This is a genomic window from Halomonas sp. ABH4_019 (genome assembly GCF_056159885.1).
Genome location: NZ_JBSWWC010000004.1, coordinates 181,195 through 199,982 on the forward strand (window position 1 = coordinate 181,195; position 18,788 = coordinate 199,982).

The following is an 18,788-nucleotide window of genomic DNA, read 5'->3' on the forward strand; positions in this document are numbered from 1 at the left end:
CCCGAGACGACAACGCCGACCACCCACAGGTAACGCCTCATGCGCCAGATTATCCTGGATACCGAGACCACCGGCATCGACCCCCGCGACGGCCACCGGCTGATCGAGATCGGCGCCGTGGAGATGGTCAATCGCCGGCTGACCGGCAACACCTACCATCAGTTCATCAACCCCCAGCGCAGCATCGATGCCGAGGCGGTGGCGGTGCACGGCATCACCGACGAGCGGGTCGCCGAGGAGCCGCTGTTCGCCGAGGTCGCCGATGCCTTCTGGGCCTTCATCGAGGGCGCCGAGCTGGTGATCCACAACGCTCCCTTCGACGTGGGCTTCATCGATCACGAGCTGGGGATGCTGAACCAGGCCCGCGGCGAGCCGCGTCTGGGCCCGGTGGCCGATCATTGCCGGATCCTCGACACCCTGCGGTTGGCTCGGGACAAGCACCCCGGCCAGCGCAACAATCTCGATGCCCTGTGCAAGCGCTACGAGATCGACAACGGCCACCGGGTGCTCCACGGGGCCCTGCTGGACGCCGAGATCCTGGCCGACGTCTATCTGGCGATGACCGGCGGCCAGACCGCGCTGTCGCTGGATGCGTCCGCCGCCGCCGAGGAAGGCGGGGCCGCCGCCGGCGGCGGGCTCAACGTGCGACGGCTGTCGCTGTCGCCGGGGAGCCTGCGCGTCCAGGCGCCGGACGACGCCGAGTGGCAGGCCCACCGTGACAAGCTGGCGACGATCCGGGATGCCGGCGGTGAGTGTCGCTGGGATGCCCTCGAGGGCTGGCCCGGCCGGGAGACGCCCTGATGCTGCGTCGCGAGTTGCCCGTCGGCGAGGCGGCGGGGCCGGTCATTCGCCTGGCCGAGGGGCGCATCGCTCCCGGGCCGGATGGCGGCCCCTTGCAACCCGAGCAACCCTGGACGCCGGCCATGCAGCCGCTGTGCTGGTGGCAGGACGCGCCGGTGGCGCTGTCGGTCGAGGCGTCCGCCGGCGACGACTGGGTGGAGGGGCGCGCCTGGCTGGCGCGGCTGCCGGAGTCCTGGTTCGCGCTGGTGTCCACGGCGCTGCAGGTGGGCGCCTGGCTGCGTCACCACCGTTTCTGCGGCAGTTGCGGGGCGCCTGCCTCGCGACTCGACCGCGAGTTCGCCATGCACTGCGAGCAGTGCGGGCATCGCAACTACCCGCGCATCTCGCCGTGCATCATCACCCTGGTGACCCATGGCGAGTCGCTGCTGCTGGCGCGCAGCCCGCGCTTCCCCCCGGGGCGTTACTCGACGCTCGCCGGCTTCATCGAGCCGGGTGAGTCCGCCGAGGAGGCGGTGCGCCGGGAGATCTTCGAGGAAGTGGGATTGACGGTGGGGCGGCTTCGCTACTTCCAGAGCCAGGCCTGGCCCTTCCCGCATTCGCTGATGCTTGGCTACTTCGCCGAGGCGGCCAGCCGTCGCATCCGCATCGACGGCCACGAGATCAGTGATGCCGCCTGGTTCTCGCCGCGTCGGCTGCCCCAGCTACCGCCGCCCTATTCGATCTCGCGGGCGCTGATCGAGACCCACCTGGCCGAGGTCGGTGCCCGGCCATAGCCAATGGGGGCATGCTCCCTGGGGGAGAGGCCGACGCCCGGGTCAGCCGCGGCCGGGAAACAGCCCGCCGAGCTTGGTCGCCAGCATGACGTTGCCGGTGGCCTTGAGTCGGCCGCTCATGAAGGCGCTCATGCCGCTGATCTCGCCGTTCATCACGCCCTTGAGGGTCTCGGTGCTGAGGCTCAGGCTGACCGACGGCTCCTCGTGGATGCCCTCCTGTACGTCCAGTTCGCCATCCCGCACCACCAGGTGATAGTCGCCGGCGTCGCTGAAGTGGAACTGGAAGACCTCGTCCATGCCGCGGGCGGCCTCGGGATCGAAGCGGGCATGGAGCTTGTCGAGGGTGCTGTCGGACATCATGGGTCTCCGGAGACGGTGGAAGATCGATCCGCGAGATTAGGCAAAACCGCCGGGCCCATCAAGAGCCCGCTTGTCGCGACGCCCGTCGCTGGGCAGGATGAGGGCAGACACCTCGAAGGAGAGACACGGTGAACGAGTGGCTGACGGATTTCGGCATGTTCCTGGCCCAACTGGTGGCGGTGGTGATCATCGTCGCCCTGGGCGCGTTGGTGGTGCTGCGGGCTCGCGGCGGCGAAGGCGAGCGGGTCCGGCTCAGGGTCGAGGAGCTCAACGACGACCGCCGGCGCCGGCGTCGGCGGCTGCAGCTTGCCGCCAGTGACCCCGGCGCCCGCAAGCGGCTGCGCAAGGCCTTCCGACGAGACGACAAGGCGCGCGGCAAGGAACAGGGCGAGGGCACCGCCGCGATGGTCTGGGTGCTGGACTTCCACGGCGACCTCAAGGCCAGCGCCACCGGGCGATTCGCCGAGGAGGTGTCGGCGGTGCTGGACGTCGCCGGCGAGCGCGACGAGGTGGTGGTGCGCCTGGAGTCCGCGGGCGGCCTGGTACACGCCTACGGGCATGCCGCCGCCGAGCTGGACCGTCTGCGCCAGGCGGGGCTCTCCACTACGGTGTGCGTCGACAAGGTGGCGGCCAGCGGCGGCTACCTGATGGCCTGCTGCGCGGACCGGCTGCGGGTCGCTCCCTTCGCGGTGCTGGGCTCGATCGGCGTGGTCGCCCAGCTGCCCAACCTGCACCGCCTGCTCAAGCGGCACGACATCGATGTCGAGGTGCTGACCGCGGGTCGCTACAAGCGCACCCTGACGGTGTTCGGCGAGAATACCGAGGAAGGTCGGGAAAAGTTCCTGGAGGACCTCGAGACCGTGCATGGCCTGTTCAAGCGCTACGTGGCGGAGCGCCGCCCGGACCTGGACATCGAGGCGGTGGCGACCGGCGAGGTCTGGTACGGGCAGGAGGCGCTGCCGCGCGGCCTGGCCGACGAGCTAGGCACCAGCGAGGCCTACCTGGTGGAACGCATGGCCGCCGCCCGAGTCGTGACCCTGCGCCTGGAGCGCCGCCAGTCCCTGGTCGAGCGACTGGGGCTGACGGTTTCCCACGGCGTGGAGCGCGGGGTCGAGCGCAGCCTCGAACACCTGGAGGCGCGGGGCTGGCAGAAGCGCTGAGATCTCAGTGGCCGCTCAGTCCCAGGTCGTCGAGTGCCGTGAGGATGGCCTGGGCCCGCTGGCCCTGGAGGGAGTAGTAGATGGTCTGGGAGGCCCGGCGCGTGCTCACCAGTTCTTCCCGCCGCAGGATGGCGAGGTGCTGGGAAAGCGCCGACTGGCTCAGGGCCAGTTCCCGGTTGAGCTCGGTGACCGACAGCTCCCGGCCGTCGAGCAGGCACAGGATGCGCAGCCGATTATCGTTGGCCATCGCCTTGAGCAAGGCGCTGGCCTGGTCGATCACCACGTCCCCGCCCTTGAGCAGGCGTGCCGCCTGGCCTTGCGAGTCGTTCATGATGTCACCCTCACGCTGTCAGGGCGGCTCGACGGCTGTTCCTCGCCGTTTTCGGACCCTGGGTATCTGATCGAATCGGCGCCCCCGGCCGACCGCTGTCGTGCCCCATCCATTCCCTGATTCAGCCATTACTCAATTATAGCGCAGTGTAAGCACGGCGATGGAGGCTCTGCGGGAGTGGGTCGGCATTTTGTCGACAATGGCAGTGCCTTTTTCGTCCTTTTGTCGAAGATTATCCCTTGGTATGAGGTTTTCGCGCAGCGCCTGTTCTAGAGTGTCAACAATCACGCGACATTCTCTAGCATAGGCCGTGCCCATGTCCGCATATTCCCGTGAATACCGTCGTTCCCTCGAGCATCCCGAGGCCTTCTGGGCCGAGCAGGCGCATCGCCTGCCCTGGTTCACCGCCCCGCGCACCACGCTCGTCCACGATGACCAGGGGCACGCTCGCTGGTACCCCGACGGCGAACTCAACCTCTGTCATGCCGCCCTCGACCATCACATCGAGCTGGGGCGCGGGGACCAGGCGGCGGTGCTGTGGGACTCGCCGGTCACCGGTGGCCGGCAGCGGCTGAGCTATGCCGAGCTTCGCGACCGGGTGGCGCGCTTCGCCGGTGGCCTGGCCGGGCTCGGGGTCGAGAAGGGCGACCGGGTGGTCATCTACATGCCGATGGTGCCCGAGGCGCTGATTGCCATGCTGGCCTGCGCCCGGCTGGGGGCGGTGCACTCGGTGGTGTTCGGCGGCTTCGCGCCTCACGAGCTGGCGGTGCGCATCGAGGATGCCGAGCCCCGGGTGGTGATTGCGGCCTCCTGCGGCATCGAGGTCGATCGGGTGCTGCCCTACAAGCCCATCGTCGATGCGGCCCTCGAGCAGAGCGCCTATCGGCCCGAGGCCTGCGTGATCCTGCAGCGCAGCCAATGCCCCGCCGAGCTCGGGGCGCGGGATCGCGACTGGGCGAGCCTGGAAGCCGCATCGCCGGCCGCTTGCGTGCCGGTCAAGGCCACCGATCCGCTCTATGTGCTCTACACCTCCGGCACCACCGGCAGGCCCAAGGGCGTGGTGCGCGACACCGGCGGCTACGGCGTGGCCCTGCACTATTCCATGGAAACGATCTACGACATGGCGCCCGGCGAGGTGTTCTTCTCGGCCTCGGATGTCGGCTGGGTGGTGGGGCACTCCTACATTGTCTACGGGCCGCTGCTGCGGGGCTGCACCACCGTGGTCTACGAGGGCAAGCCGGTGCGCACCCCGGATGCCGGGGCCTTCTGGCGGCTGATCGCCGAGTACCGGGTCAAGGCCTTCTTCACCGCGCCCACCGCCTTCCGGGCGATCAAGAAGGAGGATCCCGACGGTGCCCGGCTCCGCGAGCACGACGTCTCCAGCCTCGAGGCGCTCTACCTGGCCGGAGAGCGTCTGGATCCGCCGACCTTCCACTGGCTCGAGGCGTTGCTGGAGGTGCCGGTGATCGACCACTGGTGGCAGACCGAGACCGGTTGGCCGATTGCCGCCAACCCGCAGGGGCTCGAGCCGATGCCCGTCAAGGCCGGGTCGGCGACGGTTCCGGTGCCCGGCTTCGACGTGCGGATCCTCGACCAGCACGGCGACGACGCCCCGGCGCTGACCCAGGGCAGCGTGGTGATCCGCCAGCCGCTGCCGCCGGGTTGCCTCGCCGGCATCTGGCGCGACCCCGAGCGATTCCACGCCGCCTACATGGCGGCGTTCCCGAACCACTACCTGACCGGCGATGCGGGGTATCTCGACGAGGACGGCTACCTGTTCATCATGGGGCGCACCGATGACGTCATCAACGTCGCCGGCCATCGGCTGTCCACCGGCGAGATGGAGGAGGTGGTGGGCGGCCATCCGGCGGTAGCCGAGTGTGCGGTGATCGGCATTCACGACGCCCTCAAGGGGCAGGTGCCGGTGGGGCTGGTGATCCCCAAGGATGGCTTCGACGGCGACGAGGCCGGCCTGGAGCGCGAGCTGGTCGCGCGGGTGCGAGAGCTGATCGGTCCGGTGGCGTGCTTCAAGCAGGTGCTGGTGGTCGATCGCCTGCCCAAGACTCGCTCCGGCAAGATCCTGCGCAAGCTGCTGCGCCACATCGCCGATGGCCAGGCCTTCGGCGTGCCCTCGACCATCGACGACCCGGCAAGCCTCGACGACGTGCACGAGGCGATGAAGGCCCGCTCGCTGGGCCAGGCGGAGCAGGCGCGGCGGGAATAGGCCGGGCCGGCGGCGGGCTTGCGAGGCGGGTTTGGCCACGGGCGACGGGACGCGTATAATTCGCGCCCGTTCGCCGGGGTTCCGGCCCGTCCTCGACGAGGGTTCCCTCACCCCTCCCGCCAAAAAGGTGCTCGATGTTCGTGCTTTCCGCCGCCCAGACCCGCCGTTGCCTGACGTGGCTGGTCGCCTTCCATATCCTGGTGATCGCCGCCAGCAACTACCTGGTGCAGTTGCCCTTCAGCCTGTTCGGCCTGCACACGACCTGGGGGGCCTTCAGCTTCCCCTTCATCTTCCTGGCCACCGACCTGACCGTGCGACTGTTCGGCAAGGAACCGGCCCGGGCCATCATCCTGCGGGTGATGTTCCCGGCGCTGGTGATCTCCTATGTGGTGTCGGTGGTGTTTCCCCGCGGCGGCTTCGCCGGTCTTGAGGCGCTCGGCGAGTGGAACCTGTTCGTGGCGCGCATCGCGCTGGCCAGCTTCATGGCCTATGTGCTGGGCCAGCTGCTCGACGTCACGGTCTTCGACCGCCTGCGCCGCTTGAGCGCCTGGTGGGTGGCGCCGGCCCTGTCGACCCTGTTCGGCAACCTGGCCGATACCTTCGCCTTCTTCTCGATCGCCTTCCATCGCGGCCCGGATGCCTTCATGGCCAGCCACTGGCCGGAAATTGCCTGGGTCGACTACGCCATCAAGCTGGGGATCAGCCTGGCCTTCTTCCTGCCGCTCTACGGCGTGCTGCTGAGCTGGCTGACGCGGCGGCTGGTGGCGGCCACCGGCGAGTCCGATCTGGCGCCGGAACGAGCCCGGGCCCGCTAATCCCGACTAGGAGTTCACGATGACGCTTGCCCTCCATCATCTCGATACCGGCGGCGACGGTACGCCGCTGGTGGTGATCCACGGCCTGCTGGGCAGCGCCGACAACTGGCGTTCCCACGTCAAGCAGTGGCAGCAGCGGGGCCGGGTCATCGCCCTGGATCTGCGCAACCACGGGCGTTCGCCCCATGCTCCCGGCATGGGCTATGCCGAGATGGCACGCGACGTGCTGGCGCTGCTCGATCGGCTGGACGTGGCGAAGGCCCATGTGCTGGGCCATTCCATGGGCGGCAAGGTGGCGATCACCCTGGCGCGCCTCGCGCCCGAGCGGTTGGCGTCGCTGATCGTCGCCGATGTGGCGCCGCAGGCCTACGGGCATGGGCACGACAACGAGCTGGGCGCCCTGAGGCGAGTGCGCGATGCGCGGCCCGCCGACCGCCGCGCGGCGGATGCGCTGATGGCCGAGTACATCGATGAGCGCCCCACGCGCCTGTTCCTGGCCACCAACCTGGTGCGAGGCGAGGGCGGGATGACGGTGCGCGTCGGACTGGACGAGATCGCCGATGACTATGCCTCGATCAGCGGCGCGCCCGACGGTGAGGGCGCCTACCAGGGGCCGACCCTGGTGGTGCGCGGTGCCCGTTCGTCCTACGTGACCGACGCCATGCTGCCGGCGCTGCGCGAGGTGCTCCCCCGGGCGGAGCTGGAGAGCCTCGATGCCGGCCACTGGTTGCATGCCGAACGCCCGGAGGAGTTCCAGGCGGTGGTCAACGACTTCCTGGATCGCCAGCTCGGCTGAGGCCGCTCAGCGGTTGGGGTCGACGGCCAGCCGCTCGACCGGGGTCGGCGTCGAGACCAGGTGGTGATCCAGCAGGAAGCGCTCGAACTCGGCGTAGCGCCGCTGGTGCAGGGCGGCCGGGGTCAGGCTCAGCCGCGCCATGGCCTCGGGCCAGGCGGCCTGGTTGGCGGGCGTGTCGAGCGCCGGCTCGGCGCCGACCAGCAGTTCCCAGCTTTCCTCGGGATGCTCCAGGATCCAGGCGGTGGCCTCCTCCAGGGCATCCACCAGGCGGGCGATGGCATCGCGCTGCTGCGCCAGGTGATCGCGATTGGCGACCAGGATCAGGCCGTCGTGGCGCGGCACGCCCATGGCCTCGGTGGTGTAGCTGCGCGTCGTCAGGCCGTCGTCGGCCAGGGCGCGCGGCAGCAGGTAGCGCACGGCACCGATCACGCCGTCCACGCGCCCCTCGCGCATCGCCTGCTCGAGACGGAAATGCAGGTCGGGGCTGTCCAGCGCTTCGCGGGACATCTCGTGGCGAGCCAGCAGGCTGTTCAGCAGCACGACCTCATCGTCCAGGCCAGCATGGCCGATGCGGGCCCCGGCGAGATCCTCGGGGCCCTCGATGCCGGCATCTTCGGCGATCACCAGCGCCGCCAGCGGCATGCCGACCAGAGTAGCCACCCGCACCAGCGGCTGTCCCTGATCGACCAGCAAGTGGAGCAGCGGCTGGCGAGTCAGTGCCAGGTCTATCCGCGATGAGGCCAGCAGTTTGGTGGGTACGTCGGGATCGGCGGGGGTGCGGATGTCGACCTTTAGCTCGCGGGCGTCAAACAGGTCGAGTTCTCGAGCCACGAACAGGGCGGCATGGCGGGGGCTGGGATACCAGTCGAGCATCAGCGTCAGGTGGCTGACCGGCGGCGGCGCGATGGGCGCGACGGGGCCGGTGGCCATGGCCGGGGCGGCAGGGCGAGTGGGGGTGTCCACGGCCGGGCCGCCGCGATGCGCCTCGAAGGCGGCCAGTGGATCCGCCGGCGGGGGCGATGCCGTTGCCGGCGCTTGCTCCAGGTTCGGGACCATGACCTCGGTATCGAGCGGGGGATAGCCCGTCGCGACAGCGTCTCCCTCGCGCTGGGCGAGCCCGGCCAGGGGGAGCGCCAGCAGGGCGACGGCGATGGCCCGGGAGGGCCCTGACAGCGCCCGGGGCGGATGGCGTGGCGGTGACGGCATGCGCAGTGACTCCAGCGAGGCCCCGCCTATGGTCCTTCAGGAATCGGGGCCGGGGCAAAACGCGGCTAGTCTAGCGGCGAGCGGTCCCGCCTGGCCAGCACATCGATCAACGTGCGGCAAGCGTCGCGAGGCGTCGCGTGGCGTGAGATACTTTAGGCCATCTCTGAGGCAGGAAGCCATGGACACGATCAATACCCTCTTTTTGCTCAGTGGCTTTTTGATCGCCCTGAGTGTCATTGCCAGCCGGCTCTCCACCCTGGTGGGCGTGCCCTTGCTGCTGCTGTTCCTGGGGCTGGGGATGCTGGCCGGCGAGGAGGGGCTGCTCGGGATCGAGTTCGACGACTATCCGCTGGCCTTCCTGATCGGCCACCTGGCGCTGGCGATGATCCTGCTCGACGGCGGCCTGCGTACCCGGCTCAAGACCTTCCGGGTCGGTTTCAAGCCGGCGCTGTCCCTGGCCACCTTCGGGGTGTTCCTGACCAGCGCCCTGGTGGGCATGATCGCCATGTGGGTCTTCGGGTTGGGGCCGATCGAGGGGTTGCTGGTGGGGGCCATCGTCGGTTCCACCGATGCCGCCGCGGTGTTCTCGATGCTCGGCGGCCGCGGCATCAACCTCAACGAGCGGGTCGGGGCGACGCTGGAGATCGAGTCGGGCACCAACGATCCCATGGCGATCTTCCTGACGCTGATGCTGGTCGAGGTGCTGGTCGGCGACATCGGCGGCTGGCTCGAGACCTCGCTGTTCTTTCTCCAACAGTTCGGCCTTGGCACCCTGCTCGGGCTGGGTGCCGGCTGGCTGACCGCCCGCTTGCTGGCCTGGCTCGACCTGGCGCCGGGGCTCTATTCGCTGCTGGCGCTGGCGCTCGGTTTCTGCGTGTTCGGCATGACCAGCGCCCTCGGGGGCAGCGGTTTCCTGGCGATCTACCTGACCGGGTTGATGATCGGCAACCGGCCGGGGCGCCACCTCAACTTCATCCTGCCGGTCCACGACGGCCTGGCCTGGCTCAGCCAGATCGGGCTGTTCCTGGTGCTGGGGCTGCTGGTGACGCCCAGCGAGATGATGGCCTATGCGCTGCCGGCCGCGGTGGTGGCCCTGGCGCTTATCTTCGTGGCCCGCCCGCTGGCGGTGCTGGTGGCCATCAAGCCGTTCTTCCGCTTCCGCTGGCGGGAGGTCGGCTTCATCGCCTGGGTGGGGCTGCGTGGCGCCGTGCCCATCGTGCTGGCCATCTTCCCTGTCATCGGCGGCGTGGAGAATGCCTCGCTGTACTTCAATGTCGCCTTCGCGGTGGTGCTGCTGTCGCTGCTGATCCAGGGCGGTAGCCTGCCGTGGATGGCGCGTCGGCTGCGGGTGGAGATCCCGCCGAGCGTCGCGCCAAGCCGTCGCGGGCCGCTGGGCATCCAGGCCGATAACGATTACGAGATGCTGGTCTATCGGGTGGAGAGCGCGGACCTCGAAGACGTGCCGATCCGGCTGTTGCGCTTCCCGTCCGGTGCCCTGATCGCCTCGCTGTTCCGCGATGGGGTCATGCTCCACCCCAAGGGCAGCACCCGGCTGTGTCGGGGGGATACGGTCTGCGTGATCGGCCGCGAGGACGACCTGCCGGCCCTCAACCGGCTGTTCGATGGCGATGCCGCCCTGCGCCGCCAGAGCGCCTTCTTCGGCGCCTTCAATTTCGAGGGGACGGCGCGGCTCGGCGACATCGCCGATGCCTATGGCCTGACCCTGAGCCCAGGTGAGCAGGACATGACGCTCGCCGATTTCATCTCGCTGCGGGTCGGCGGGCACCCGGTGGTCGGCGATGACGTCGACTGGCATGGCATCCACTGGGTCGTCAACGCGATGGACGGCAACCGCATCACCCGGGTGGGGCTCAGGCTCTACTGACAGTCGCGCCGCACTGGGCGACACTGCAGGCCGGGTATCGTCTGCCATTCCCGTCAGGAGGTCGAGCCATGATCCGGCACCCGGCCAATGCGCGCGGCCGCGATTATTTCGTCGGTGATCTGCACGGCGAGTACGACCGGCTGATGGCGGCGCTGGAGGCCGTCTCCTTCGATGGCGCCCGCGATCGCCTGTTTTCCGTCGGTGACCTCATCGACCGCGGTCCCCGGTCGCAGGATTGCCTGGCCTTGACCCGTGAGCCCTGGTTCTTCTCGGTGTGCGGGAATCATGAGCTGCTGGCCCGCGATGCCCTGGCGCGAGGCGGCGAGGCCATGGCCCTGTGGGTGCTCAACGGCGGCGGCTGGTCTCTCGAGCAGGATCGGCGGGAACTCGGCGAGCGGCTCGAGGAGGTCTTTCATCACTTGCCCTATGCCCGGGAAATCGCGGTGGGGGAGGCGCGCATCGGGCTGGTGCATGCCGAGCCACCCGCCGACTGGTCGCGTATCGACGAGGCCGATCGCCATGACCTGGTCTGGGTGCGACGGCGCATCCAGCGTGGCGATGCGACGCCGGTCAGCGGCATCGATGCCGTGGTGGTCGGCCACACCGTCCTCGGGGCCCCGACGACGCTCGGCAACGTGCACTATATCGATACCGGGGCCTACGCCACGGGCCGGCTGACGCTGGTCGAGGCGCCTGTGCTGCTGGCTGGCAAGACATGAAGCCGGCCCTATTCCTCGCGGGACTTGGCTATTTTCCAGGTGATACCCGCGGCGACCAGCGACGCGGCGCTGGCGATCCAGATTCCGTATTCGGCAAGGACAGACAAGAGCAACCCCATCTCCATTGATTTATCGAGCGACGAGAGGGAGCTATCGGCCATGCCATGGCGAACTTGAGCTCGCATGTCGACCCCGATCAGGAAGGAGCGTCCATTGAAAGCCAAGCTGAGAGTCACGGGACTCGTCGCAATGCTGTTGGCGGGACTGTGCTGGCTGGCCGAGCAGGCGTTCTATGGTGGTATCGATGCCAATGGCGTATTGCAAGAAAGCCTGTTCATGCCGTTATCCGTCTTCCTGGCGGCGTTGGGCGGCACCGCTTTCCTTGGTTCATTCATCGTTCAGCGATAAATAGGGTTAGCGGGTTGGGGGTGGACTTTGGTCTATTCTTTGCTGGTATGGGAGGGGCGGTGCAACGGCAATCGTGCACCCATTGCACTTTGGGCTATTTTTCAGCGATCGGAAACGAGAAAGGGGATCAGCTTACTCGCTGATCCCCTTGAAAAAGGTGGCGGAGGGACAGGGATTCGAACCCTGGGAAGGCTCTCACCTTCGCCGGTTTTCAAGACCGGTGCATTCAACCGCTCTGCCATCCCTCCGGCTCACGGCGAGCTACTTTACCATTTTTTCTGTCGAGGTCAAGACTGGCGTGCGATCAAGGTGTTATCTCATGTCCTTGCATCGATGCGGGCGATGCCCAGGCGGCGAAGCCTGATGCCTTCGGCATGGCCACGCGTTGCGGTGTCCGCCGTCGTGGTGCGCGAGGACCGGCTGCTGCTGGTTCGCCGGTCACACCCGCCCCATGCCGGGCGGCTGGCGTTGCCGGGCGGCAAGGTGGAAGCGGGGGAGACCCTGGATCAGGCGCTGGCCAGGGAGCTGCGCGAGGAAACCGGGCTCGAGGGGCGGGTCGGGGAGCTGGTGACGGCACTGGATCTCCTCGAGCGAGACGACGAGGGGCGTCTGGTCGCCCACTTCGTGCTGCTGGTGAAACGGGTGGACGTCGCGGCCGGATCGGCCAGGCCGGGCGACGATGCCCTGGCTATCTCCTGGGTAAATACCGGTGGTCTGGAGGCGGCGAAGGACGAGCTCACCGCGACCACGCTTGAGGTGGCTCGGGCGGTGCTGGGCGTTGCCCCTGCGGCCGAGGGGCGTTGAAGCAGGGTGGGGTGAAACTTGCGTCGTGAAACTCCAGACGGCATCCTGTGTCCATTGCCAGGATCAACCAAAGGGAGCACCGGATCGATGGCTTACCAAGATTCAAGAGTGACGATGCAGCAGACGGGTGCCGTCAGCGCCAATAAGGTGCTGCGTAACACCTATGGCCTGCTGGCGATGACCCTGCTGTTCTCCGCTGTCACGGCGGGGGGCGCCATGGCCCTGGGCGTCCAGCAGATGAACATCTTCGTCTTCTTCATCGGCGCCTACGGGCTGATGTTCCTGGTCCACAAGACCGCCAACTCCGCCATGGGCCTGCTGGCGACCTTCGCCTTCACCGGCTTCATGGGCTTCACCCTCGGCCCGATCCTCAGCGCCTACCTGACGCTGCCCAATGGCGCTCAGCTGATCATGACCGCCCTGGGGTTGACCGGTCTGACCTTCTTCGGCCTCTCCGCCGTGGCGCTGGTGACTCGCAAGGACTTCAGCTTCCTTGCCAACTTCCTGATGGCCGGGGCCATCGTGCTGGTGCTGGCGATGGTCGCCGCGCTGATCTTCCAGATCCCGACCCTGTCGCTGATGGTGTCCGCCGGCTTCGTGCTGTTCGCCTCCGCGGCCATCCTCTATCAGACCAGCGAGATCGTGCACCGGGCCGGCGAGACCAACTACATCCTCGCCACCATCACCCTCTATGTCTCGATCTACAACCTCTTCGTCAGCCTGCTGTCCCTGCTCGGCATCATGAGCCAGGATTGACCGCTCGCCGGACGAGGCGAGGATGCTGGCCCCGCTACGGCGGGGCCAGCCTGTTTCTGTGAGGACGAACATGCGTTATGCGATCCTGCTGCTGGGGGCTCCCTACAGCGACCAGGCCAGCCACTCGGCACTGCGCTTCGCCCGGGCGCTGCTGGCGCGCGGGCATCGCCTCGAGGCGGTGTTCTTCTACCACGACGGTGTCCACAACGCCGCACGGCTGGCCGCCCCTCCCCAGGACGAGCCGCATCTGGTGGACGGCTGGGTGGCCCTGCACGACGAGCATGGCGTTGCCCTGCAGGTATGCATCGCGGCGGCGCTGCGCCGTGGCCTGATGGACGAGCGGGAGGCGGCGCGACACGGCAAGTCGGGGCACAGCGTCGAGGCCCCGTTCGAGCTCACCGGCATCGGCCAGCTGGTCGATCTGAGCCAGCGCTGCGAGCGACTGGTCACCTTCGGGCCCTGAGGAGGACGCACGATGCGCCACGACGACGATGCCCTGGCCGGCGACCTGCTGGTGATCCTGCGCCACGGCCCCCACGGCAGCAGCTGGCTGCGCGAGGGTCTGGACGTCGCCCTGGTGGCCGCCGCCTTCGGGGGCCGCGTCTCGCTGCTGTTCATGGGCGAGGGGGTGACGGCGCTGGTCGAGGATCAGGGGCCGGGGGCGCTGGGCCAGAAGGGTACCGCCCCGACCCTCGAGATGCTGGAGATGTATGATATCGAGACGCTATGGGTCGAGGCCGAGGCCCTGGCGCGCTTCGGGCTGGACGAGCCGTCACTGACGCCTGCCCCCCGAGCCCTGACCGCCGCGGAGATTGCCCGTGCGGTTGAGATGCACCCCCGGGTGCTGACCTTCTAGCCTCGGCCCGGAGTCCGCTGATCATGAAGCTACATATCGTCAACCGTTCACCGGCCAGCAGTCGGGTGTATGGGCAGGCCCTCGCCGCCATGGGGCCGGAGGACTGCCTGCTGCTGATCGAGGATGGCGTACAGGGTGCCTTGCCCCAGCTGGTGCGCTATTACGAGGGCATTCCCGGGCGCCTCTACGCGCTGCGCGAGGATCTCGAGGCTCGGGGGCTGCTGGGTCGTTGCGACGGATCGGTACAGGTGGTCGATGTGGACGGCTTCGTCCAGTTGACCGAAGACGCCGAACGCACCCTGAGCTGGTACTGACGCCATGGCAAGCACCGAAATATACCGTTATCTTTCGACCCCGGACGCCAGTGTCGGCCTCGATCCGGAAGGTTACCTGGTCGACCTCGACCAATGGTCGCCCGGCGTGGCCGAAGCACTGGCCGAGGAGGAGGGCATGACGCTCGACGACGAGCACTGGGAGGTGCTCGAGGTGTTGCGCGAGTTCTACGCCCGCTACGAGATGGCGCCGGCCATGCGCCCGCTGGTCAAGGCGGTGGGGCGCGAGCTGGGTCCCGACAAGGGGCGCTCGATACACCTGATGCGGCTGTTCCCCGGCAGCCCCGCTAAGCTGGCGGCGCGCCTGGCCGGGCTGCCCAAGCCCACCAACTGTCTGTGAAGCCCTCGTCATGAACTTCCTGGCCCACGGTTGGCTGGCCCGCGGCGGCAGCGACGATTTTCTGTACGGCAACCTGATCGCCGACGGCGTCAAGGGCGCCGACCTGTCGGGCTGGCTGCCGGAGGTGGCGGCGGGGATTCGCCATCATCGTCGGGTGGACGCCTTCGTCGACGGCCATGCGGTGGTCGGCGAGGTGAAGGCCCGGGCGCCCCGCGGCGGGCGTCGCTTCGCCGGTATCGCCCTCGACCTGATGTGGGACCACTGCCTGGCGCGACGCCTGACGGCGGCCGAGCGCGACTGGCTGATTCCCCGCTGCTACCGGCTGCTGGAGGCACGCCCGGCGCCAGATCGCCTGGCCTCGATGACCCCGGCCCTGGTGCGCCAGGACTGGCTGCGCGGCTACGCCGACTTCCGCTTCACCTGCCGGGCCGTGGCCGGCCTGGGGCGCCGCCTGTCGGGCCCCAATCGCCTGGCGGAATTGCTGCCCTGGCTCGAGCGCGACTATGTCGCCCTCGACGAGGCCTTCTCGCGCCTGTGGCCGGAGCTCGAGGCTCGCCTCGGGGTCGGGCCCGAGTCAGTCGACCCGCAGCCATAGGCAGTCGACGTCATCGCCGGGAGCCAGCCGGGTGTCGGGCGGGACCACGGCCAGGGCATCGGCGCCGATGCAGGACGACAGCACGCCGGAGTTCTGGTCGCGGAAAGCATGGGCGACGATGCCCTCGGCGGTGAATGCCAGGGTCACGCGCATGTAGTGCTGGCGGGGGCCGGTGCGGGTCTCGAAGGCCGTGCGGGCGGTGAGGCGGGGCAGGCGGGCCAGGGCGTGGCAGCCCAGCAGGGCCCCGATCAGTGGGCGCAGGAACAGCCAGGCGCCGACGAAGCCGGAGACCGGGTTGCCCGGCAGCCCCACGAAACGCGCCTCGCCGCAGGCCCCGGGCAAACGCCCCAGGGCCAGCGGCTTGCCGGGACGGATCGCCAGCCGCCACAGGTCGAGCCGGCCGAGCGCCTCCACGGCACCGCGAACATGGTCCTCCTCGCCCACGCTGACTCCGCCGGTGGTGATCACCACATCCGCCTGCTCGGCGGCCTCGGCGAGCAGCCGTCGGGTGCCCTCGGCGGTATCCGGCACGGTGGCGAGCCTCGTCACCTCGGCGCCGAAGCGGGTCAGCAGCTCGCGGAGCATGGGGCGGTTGGAGTTGTAGATCTGGCCGGGGCCCAGCGGCCGGCCCGGCTCGACGATCTCGTCGCCGGTGGAGAGCAGCGCCACGCGGGGGCGACGACGTACGTCGACGTCGGTGATGCCTTGCCCGGCAAGGTGGCCAAGCGCCGCGGCGTCGAGGCGCGTGCCGGCTTCGAGCAGGCAGGCGCCGGCCGCCACGTCGCGGCCGCGGCGGCGCAGGTTGTCGCCGCTCGGCACGCCCGCGGGCATCCGGGCCTGGTTGCCCTCGACCTCGACGTTTTCCTGCATCACCACGCAGTCGGCGCCGGGCGGGATCTCGCCGCCGGTGAAGATGCGCGCGCAATCGCCACGCTCGAGCGGCGTGGCCGAGGCCCCGGCGGCGATACGCTGGCGTATCGGCAGCCATCGGCCGGCGTCGTCGTGATGCAGCGCATAGCCGTCCATGGCGCTGTTGTCGAAGGGCGGCACGTCGAGCCGGGCCGTCACGTCGTCGGCCAGCACCCGCCCCGCGGCCTCGGCCGACGGAAGCCGCTCGGCAGCAAGCGGCGCGACGCCCTCGAGCAGCGCGGCGAGCGCGGCCTCGACCGGCTTGAGTTCAGCCATGGGTGCCTCGCTCCGGCATCATCGGGTTGGCCGGACCTTGCAGAGAGTGACACGGCGTGTATCGGTGGGTGCTGGTGTCAGCCATGGGTGCCTCGCTCCGGAATCACCGGGTTGGCCGGACCTTGCAAAGAGTTGCAGGGCTTGTGCCGCCGAATGCTGGTGTCAGCCATGGGTGCTCGCTCCGGCATCACCGGGTTGGCCGGACCTTGCAAAGAGTTGCAGGGCTTGTGCCGCCGAATGCTGGTGTCAGCCATGGGTGCTCGCTCCGGAATCACCGGGTTGGCCGGACCTTGCAAAGAGTTGCAGGGCTTGCGCCGCCGAATGCTGGTGTCAGCCATGGGTGCCTCGCTCCGGAATCACCGGGTTGGCCGGACCTTGCAAAGAGTGACACAGCGTGTGTCGACGAATGCTGGTGTCAGCCATGGGTGCTCGCTCCGGAATCACCGGGTTGGCCGGACCTTGCAAAGAGTTGCAGGGCTTGTGCCGCCGAATGCTGGTGTCAGCCATGGGTGCCTCGCTCTGGAATCACCAGGTTGGCCGGACCTTGCAAAGAGTTGCAGGGCTTGTGCCGCCGAATGCTGGTGTCAGCCATGGGTGCCTCGCTCTGGAATCACCAGGTTGGCGAAATTACATGGCTTGTGCCGGCTGTCGAGCTGCTCGGCGAGGATGCCGTCCCAGCCGGTCCGGCAGGCCCCGGTGGAACCGGGCAGGCAGAACACCACGGTGGCGTTGGCCAGTCCACCCAGGCAGCGGCTCTGCACCGTGGAGCTGCCCACCTCGTGCCAGGACAGCTGGCGGAATAGTTCGCCGAAGCCCTCGATGCGCTTGTCGAGCAGCACCGAGACCGCCTCGGGGGTGGAGTCGCGGCCGGTGAAGCCGGTGCCGCCGGTGGTCAGCACGACCTGGACGTCGGGGTCGGCGATCCAGGCGGCGACCACGGCACGAATGCGGTAGACGTCATCGGCGACGATGCGCTTCTCGGCCAGCCGATGGCCGGCGGCGGTCAGCCGCTCCACCAACGCCTGGCCGCTGCGATCGGTGTCCTCGGTGCGGGTGTCCGAGACGGTCAGCACCGCCACCGACAGCGGGATCATCGTCTCGCTCATGAGCCGGCGTCCTGCTGGGCCGTCTTCTTCTCTTCCTGGCGCGCCTCGAAGGCGGCCAGCTGTTCCGGCGTGGCCTTCGGCTGATAGCGTTCCTTCCACTCGCCGTAGGGCATGCCGTAGACGTATTCGCGGGCGGCCTCGTAGTCGAGGGCCTCGCCGCGGTCCTCGGCGGCGGCGACCAGCCACTTGGAGAGGCAGTTGCGACAGAAGTCGGCGAGGATCATCAGGTCGATGTTCTGCACCTCCTTGTGCTCGTCCAGGTGGCGGAGCAGGCGGCGGAAGGCGGCGGCCTCGAGCTCGGTGCGGGTGCTGTCGTCCAGGTGTTGCATGGTGCTGACTCCGTTGTCGTTGTGGCCCTTGGGGGAGACCCTCAGCTTACCAAAAGTCGCCGGGGCTGGGGGCGTCGCGGCGCGGGCGCGACGCGACCGAAAACGGCTGCCATGCTGACGGAAGCAGGATACGCGGACGCTAGTCGCCACCGGAGATGCCCATGCCGTCGATTCGCCTGAGCCGCGCCCGCCTGCCGGCCACCCTGGAGATTCGCGTCGTCGATGAGTTCGGCGAGACGCGAGAGCAGGCGATCGCCGCCGAACGGGCGCTGACGATCTACCTGAACCGTCGCGAGATCGTCACCCTGATGACGCTGGGCGACGATCCCGAGGCGCTGGTCGTGGGCTACCTGCGCAACCAGGGGCTGATTGCGCGGCTCGATGACCTCGTGGCGGTCCACGTGGACTGGGAAGTGGAAGCCGCGGCGGTGGTGACGCGCGGCGAGCCCGAGGACCTGGAGGCGCGGCTGGGCCAGCGCACGGTGACCACCGGCTGCGGCCAGGGCACGCTGTTCGGGCGGCTGCTCGAGACCGCCGCGCTGAGCCCGCCGCCACCGACCCGGCTGCGCCAGTCGGTGCTCTACGCGCTGCTGGAGGCCCTCGGCGCCTACAACGCCACCTACCGCAGCGCCGGGGCGGTGCATGGCTGCGCGCTGTGTCATCAGGCCAGGGTGCTCGATTTCGTCGAGGACGTGGGGCGCCACAATGCCGTGGACACCCTGGCGGGGCGCCAGTGGCTGGGCGAGGGCGGCGGCGGGTCGCCGGACATCTTCTACACCACCGGGCGGCTGACCTCGGAGATGGTGCTCAAGGTGGCGCAGCTGGGCATCGGCGTGCTGGTGTCGCGCTCCGGCGTGACCCAGAAAGGCGTGGAGCTGGCCGAGCGCTTCGGGGTGCTGCTGATCGCGCGCGCCAAGGGCAAGCACTTCCAGGCCATCGGTGCCGAGGGGCGCCTCGAGCTAGACGCCATGCCGACGCGCCGGCCCGGCGATCGTAATGGCTGAGGG

At 68.8% G+C, this 18,788-nt stretch carries 24 protein-coding genes and 1 tRNA gene; 17 read left to right on the plus strand and 8 right to left on the minus strand.

Annotated features, from left to right (window positions below; all coding sequences use genetic code 11):
• The first annotated feature begins 39 nt into the window (after positions 1 to 39).
• On the plus strand, positions 40 to 801 hold the full coding sequence (gene dnaQ, locus ACXAFN_RS16530) for a DNA polymerase III subunit epsilon (protein WP_474990468.1): 762 nt from the start codon (positions 40 to 42) through the stop codon (positions 799 to 801).
• Positions 801 to 1,574: an NAD(+) diphosphatase gene (gene nudC, locus ACXAFN_RS16535; RefSeq protein ID WP_474990470.1), complete on the plus strand. Its 774-nt coding sequence runs from the start codon at positions 801 to 803 to the stop codon at positions 1,572 to 1,574. Before dnaQ ends, nudC begins: the two co-directional genes overlap by 1 nt.
• A gap of 42 nt (positions 1,575 to 1,616) precedes the next feature.
• Here nudC and ACXAFN_RS16540 read toward each other — a convergent pair whose 3' ends face one another.
• A complete protein-coding gene (locus tag ACXAFN_RS16540) occupies positions 1,617 to 1,931 on the minus strand; it encodes an SCP2 sterol-binding domain-containing protein (protein ID WP_474990472.1) in 315 nt (104 codons plus the stop codon).
• A 131-nt stretch (positions 1,932 to 2,062) separates the two neighbouring features.
• Between ACXAFN_RS16540 and sohB the strand changes: the two genes are divergently transcribed.
• On the plus strand, positions 2,063 to 3,094 hold the full coding sequence (sohB, locus tag ACXAFN_RS16545; RefSeq protein WP_474990474.1) for a protease SohB: 1,032 nt from the start codon (positions 2,063 to 2,065) through the stop codon (positions 3,092 to 3,094).
• A gap of 4 nt (positions 3,095 to 3,098) precedes the next feature.
• On the opposite strand, the gene ACXAFN_RS16550 is transcribed toward sohB, so the two are convergent.
• A complete protein-coding gene (locus tag ACXAFN_RS16550; RefSeq protein ID WP_474990476.1) occupies positions 3,099 to 3,425 on the minus strand; it encodes an ArsR/SmtB family transcription factor in 327 nt (108 codons plus the stop codon).
• 316 nt (positions 3,426 to 3,741) lie between these two features.
• On the opposite strand from ACXAFN_RS16550, the gene ACXAFN_RS16555 reads away from it, so the two are divergent.
• From ACXAFN_RS16555 to ACXAFN_RS16565, 3 genes are all read left to right on the plus strand, one after another.
• Complete coding sequence (locus ACXAFN_RS16555) at positions 3,742 to 5,649, plus strand: propionyl-CoA synthetase (protein ID WP_474990478.1); 1,908 nt, start codon at positions 3,742 to 3,744, stop codon at positions 5,647 to 5,649.
• A gap of 134 nt (positions 5,650 to 5,783) precedes the next feature.
• Complete coding sequence (locus ACXAFN_RS16560) at positions 5,784 to 6,464, plus strand: 7-cyano-7-deazaguanine/7-aminomethyl-7-deazaguanine transporter (RefSeq protein ID WP_474990480.1); 681 nt, start codon at positions 5,784 to 5,786, stop codon at positions 6,462 to 6,464.
• A gap of 19 nt (positions 6,465 to 6,483) precedes the next feature.
• Complete coding sequence (locus ACXAFN_RS16565; RefSeq protein ID WP_474990482.1) at positions 6,484 to 7,260, plus strand: alpha/beta fold hydrolase; 777 nt, start codon at positions 6,484 to 6,486, stop codon at positions 7,258 to 7,260.
• Between the two features lie 6 nt (positions 7,261 to 7,266).
• Here ACXAFN_RS16565 and ACXAFN_RS16570 read toward each other — a convergent pair whose 3' ends face one another.
• Complete coding sequence (locus ACXAFN_RS16570; RefSeq protein ID WP_474990484.1) at positions 7,267 to 8,466, minus strand: ABC transporter substrate-binding protein; 1,200 nt, start codon at positions 8,464 to 8,466, stop codon at positions 7,267 to 7,269.
• Between the two features lie 178 nt (positions 8,467 to 8,644).
• Here ACXAFN_RS16570 and ACXAFN_RS16575 point away from each other — a divergent pair, with 178 nt between their 5' ends.
• Positions 8,645 to 10,351, plus strand: a complete 1,707-nt coding sequence (locus ACXAFN_RS16575) for a potassium/proton antiporter (RefSeq protein WP_474990486.1) — start codon at positions 8,645 to 8,647, stop codon at positions 10,349 to 10,351.
• Positions 10,352 to 10,419: 68 nt separating this feature from the next.
• Entirely contained in the window at positions 10,420 to 11,070 is a 651-nt protein-coding gene (locus ACXAFN_RS16580; RefSeq protein WP_474990488.1) for a metallophosphoesterase, read from the plus strand.
• 8 nt (positions 11,071 to 11,078) lie between these two features.
• Here the strand turns inward: ACXAFN_RS16580 and ACXAFN_RS16585 are convergent, their stop codons facing one another.
• Positions 11,079 to 11,231, minus strand: coding sequence for a hypothetical protein (locus ACXAFN_RS16585; protein WP_474990490.1), 153 nt, complete (start codon positions 11,229 to 11,231; stop codon positions 11,079 to 11,081).
• A 22-nt stretch (positions 11,232 to 11,253) separates the two neighbouring features.
• Here ACXAFN_RS16585 and ACXAFN_RS16590 point away from each other — a divergent pair, with 22 nt between their 5' ends.
• Positions 11,254 to 11,478 carry a hypothetical protein gene (locus ACXAFN_RS16590; protein ID WP_474990492.1) on the plus strand — a complete coding sequence of 75 codons (225 nt, stop codon included), beginning with the start codon at positions 11,254 to 11,256 and terminating at the stop codon, positions 11,476 to 11,478.
• Positions 11,479 to 11,636: 158 nt separating this feature from the next.
• Here ACXAFN_RS16590 and ACXAFN_RS16595 read toward each other — a convergent pair.
• Positions 11,637 to 11,726: transfer RNA gene (locus ACXAFN_RS16595), tRNA-Ser, on the minus strand.
• A gap of 142 nt (positions 11,727 to 11,868) precedes the next feature.
• Here ACXAFN_RS16595 and ACXAFN_RS16600 point away from each other — a divergent pair.
• The 7 genes from ACXAFN_RS16600 to ACXAFN_RS16630 all read left to right on the plus strand — a co-directional run bounded on the left by ACXAFN_RS16600 (position 11,869) and on the right by ACXAFN_RS16630 (position 15,161).
• Complete coding sequence (locus ACXAFN_RS16600) at positions 11,869 to 12,282, plus strand: NUDIX hydrolase (RefSeq protein WP_474990494.1); 414 nt, start codon at positions 11,869 to 11,871, stop codon at positions 12,280 to 12,282.
• A gap of 87 nt (positions 12,283 to 12,369) precedes the next feature.
• A complete protein-coding gene (locus ACXAFN_RS16605) occupies positions 12,370 to 13,038 on the plus strand; it encodes a Bax inhibitor-1/YccA family protein (RefSeq protein WP_474990496.1) in 669 nt (222 codons plus the stop codon).
• A 70-nt stretch (positions 13,039 to 13,108) separates the two neighbouring features.
• Positions 13,109 to 13,501 (plus strand): sulfurtransferase complex subunit TusD, encoded by a 393-nt coding sequence (gene tusD, locus ACXAFN_RS16610; protein WP_474990498.1) that lies wholly within the window; start codon positions 13,109 to 13,111, stop codon positions 13,499 to 13,501.
• A 12-nt stretch (positions 13,502 to 13,513) separates the two neighbouring features.
• Positions 13,514 to 13,894 (plus strand): sulfurtransferase complex subunit TusC, encoded by a 381-nt coding sequence (tusC, locus tag ACXAFN_RS16615; RefSeq protein ID WP_474990500.1) that lies wholly within the window; start codon positions 13,514 to 13,516, stop codon positions 13,892 to 13,894.
• A gap of 23 nt (positions 13,895 to 13,917) precedes the next feature.
• Positions 13,918 to 14,208, plus strand: coding sequence for a sulfurtransferase complex subunit TusB (gene tusB / locus ACXAFN_RS16620; RefSeq protein ID WP_474990502.1), 291 nt, complete (start codon positions 13,918 to 13,920; stop codon positions 14,206 to 14,208).
• A gap of 4 nt (positions 14,209 to 14,212) precedes the next feature.
• Positions 14,213 to 14,566 carry a TusE/DsrC/DsvC family sulfur relay protein gene (locus tag ACXAFN_RS16625; RefSeq protein WP_474990504.1) on the plus strand — a complete coding sequence of 118 codons (354 nt, stop codon included), beginning with the start codon at positions 14,213 to 14,215 and terminating at the stop codon, positions 14,564 to 14,566.
• A 10-nt stretch (positions 14,567 to 14,576) separates the two neighbouring features.
• Positions 14,577 to 15,161, plus strand: a complete 585-nt coding sequence (locus ACXAFN_RS16630; protein ID WP_474990506.1) for an acyl carrier protein phosphodiesterase — start codon at positions 14,577 to 14,579, stop codon at positions 15,159 to 15,161.
• Here the strand turns inward: ACXAFN_RS16630 and ACXAFN_RS16635 are convergent.
• The 3 genes from ACXAFN_RS16635 to ACXAFN_RS16645 form a co-directional block, all read right to left on the minus strand.
• The gene (locus tag ACXAFN_RS16635) at positions 15,141 to 16,346 is read right to left on the minus strand and encodes a molybdopterin molybdotransferase MoeA (protein WP_474990507.1); all 1,206 of its coding nucleotides are present in this window, start codon (positions 16,344 to 16,346) and stop codon (positions 15,141 to 15,143) included. The two genes, ACXAFN_RS16630 and ACXAFN_RS16635, sit on opposite strands and share 21 nt — an antisense overlap.
• 584 nt (positions 16,347 to 16,930) lie before the next feature.
• The gene (gene moaB / locus ACXAFN_RS16640) at positions 16,931 to 17,452 is read right to left on the minus strand and encodes a molybdenum cofactor biosynthesis protein B (RefSeq protein WP_474990509.1); all 522 of its coding nucleotides are present in this window, start codon (positions 17,450 to 17,452) and stop codon (positions 16,931 to 16,933) included.
• Positions 17,449 to 17,781, minus strand: a complete 333-nt coding sequence (locus ACXAFN_RS16645; RefSeq protein ID WP_474990511.1) for a DUF1244 domain-containing protein — start codon at positions 17,779 to 17,781, stop codon at positions 17,449 to 17,451. Before ACXAFN_RS16645 ends, moaB begins: the two co-directional genes overlap by 4 nt.
• Before the next feature lie 161 nt (positions 17,782 to 17,942).
• On the opposite strand from ACXAFN_RS16645, the gene ACXAFN_RS16650 reads away from it, so the two are divergent.
• Positions 17,943 to 18,785: a formate dehydrogenase accessory sulfurtransferase FdhD gene (locus tag ACXAFN_RS16650; protein WP_474990513.1), complete on the plus strand. Its 843-nt coding sequence runs from the start codon at positions 17,943 to 17,945 to the stop codon at positions 18,783 to 18,785.
• Positions 18,786 to 18,788 lie beyond the last annotated feature (3 nt).

Bases quoted from the DNA above. Each gene is read 5' to 3' on its own strand.
- ACXAFN_RS16565 (WP_474990482.1), top strand. From the start codon at position 6,484: ATGACGCTTGCCCTCCATCATCTCGATACCGGCGGCGACGGTACGCCG.
- ACXAFN_RS16570 (WP_474990484.1), bottom strand. From the start codon at position 8,466: ATGCCGTCACCGCCACGCCATCCGCCCCGGGCGCTGTCAGGGCCCTCC.
- ACXAFN_RS16590 (WP_474990492.1), top strand. From the start codon at position 11,254: ATGTCGACCCCGATCAGGAAGGAGCGTCCATTGAAAGCCAAGCTGAGA.
- ACXAFN_RS16635 (WP_474990507.1), bottom strand. From the start codon at position 16,346: ATGGCTGAACTCAAGCCGGTCGAGGCCGCGCTCGCCGCGCTGCTCGAG.
- ACXAFN_RS16540 (WP_474990472.1), bottom strand. From the start codon at position 1,931: ATGTCCGACAGCACCCTCGACAAGCTCCATGCCCGCTTCGATCCCGAG.
- moaB (WP_474990509.1), bottom strand. From the start codon at position 17,452: ATGAGCGAGACGATGATCCCGCTGTCGGTGGCGGTGCTGACCGTCTCG.
- ACXAFN_RS16605 (WP_474990496.1), top strand. From the start codon at position 12,370: ATGGCTTACCAAGATTCAAGAGTGACGATGCAGCAGACGGGTGCCGTC.
- ACXAFN_RS16575 (WP_474990486.1), top strand. From the start codon at position 8,645: ATGGACACGATCAATACCCTCTTTTTGCTCAGTGGCTTTTTGATCGCC.
- ACXAFN_RS16560 (WP_474990480.1), top strand. From the start codon at position 5,784: ATGTTCGTGCTTTCCGCCGCCCAGACCCGCCGTTGCCTGACGTGGCTG.
- ACXAFN_RS16550 (WP_474990476.1), bottom strand. From the start codon at position 3,425: ATGAACGACTCGCAAGGCCAGGCGGCACGCCTGCTCAAGGGCGGGGAC.
- ACXAFN_RS16650 (WP_474990513.1), top strand. From the start codon at position 17,943: ATGCCGTCGATTCGCCTGAGCCGCGCCCGCCTGCCGGCCACCCTGGAG.
- dnaQ (WP_474990468.1), top strand. From the start codon at position 40: ATGCGCCAGATTATCCTGGATACCGAGACCACCGGCATCGACCCCCGC.
- tusD (WP_474990498.1), top strand. From the start codon at position 13,109: ATGCGTTATGCGATCCTGCTGCTGGGGGCTCCCTACAGCGACCAGGCC.
- ACXAFN_RS16580 (WP_474990488.1), top strand. From the start codon at position 10,420: ATGATCCGGCACCCGGCCAATGCGCGCGGCCGCGATTATTTCGTCGGT.
- ACXAFN_RS16585 (WP_474990490.1), bottom strand. From the start codon at position 11,231: ATGGCCGATAGCTCCCTCTCGTCGCTCGATAAATCAATGGAGATGGGG.
- ACXAFN_RS16555 (WP_474990478.1), top strand. From the start codon at position 3,742: ATGTCCGCATATTCCCGTGAATACCGTCGTTCCCTCGAGCATCCCGAG.
- tusC (WP_474990500.1), top strand. From the start codon at position 13,514: ATGCGCCACGACGACGATGCCCTGGCCGGCGACCTGCTGGTGATCCTG.
- ACXAFN_RS16625 (WP_474990504.1), top strand. From the start codon at position 14,213: ATGGCAAGCACCGAAATATACCGTTATCTTTCGACCCCGGACGCCAGT.
- ACXAFN_RS16630 (WP_474990506.1), top strand. From the start codon at position 14,577: ATGAACTTCCTGGCCCACGGTTGGCTGGCCCGCGGCGGCAGCGACGAT.
- ACXAFN_RS16645 (WP_474990511.1), bottom strand. From the start codon at position 17,781: ATGCAACACCTGGACGACAGCACCCGCACCGAGCTCGAGGCCGCCGCC.
- tusB (WP_474990502.1), top strand. From the start codon at position 13,918: ATGAAGCTACATATCGTCAACCGTTCACCGGCCAGCAGTCGGGTGTAT.
- nudC (WP_474990470.1), top strand. From the start codon at position 801: ATGCTGCGTCGCGAGTTGCCCGTCGGCGAGGCGGCGGGGCCGGTCATT.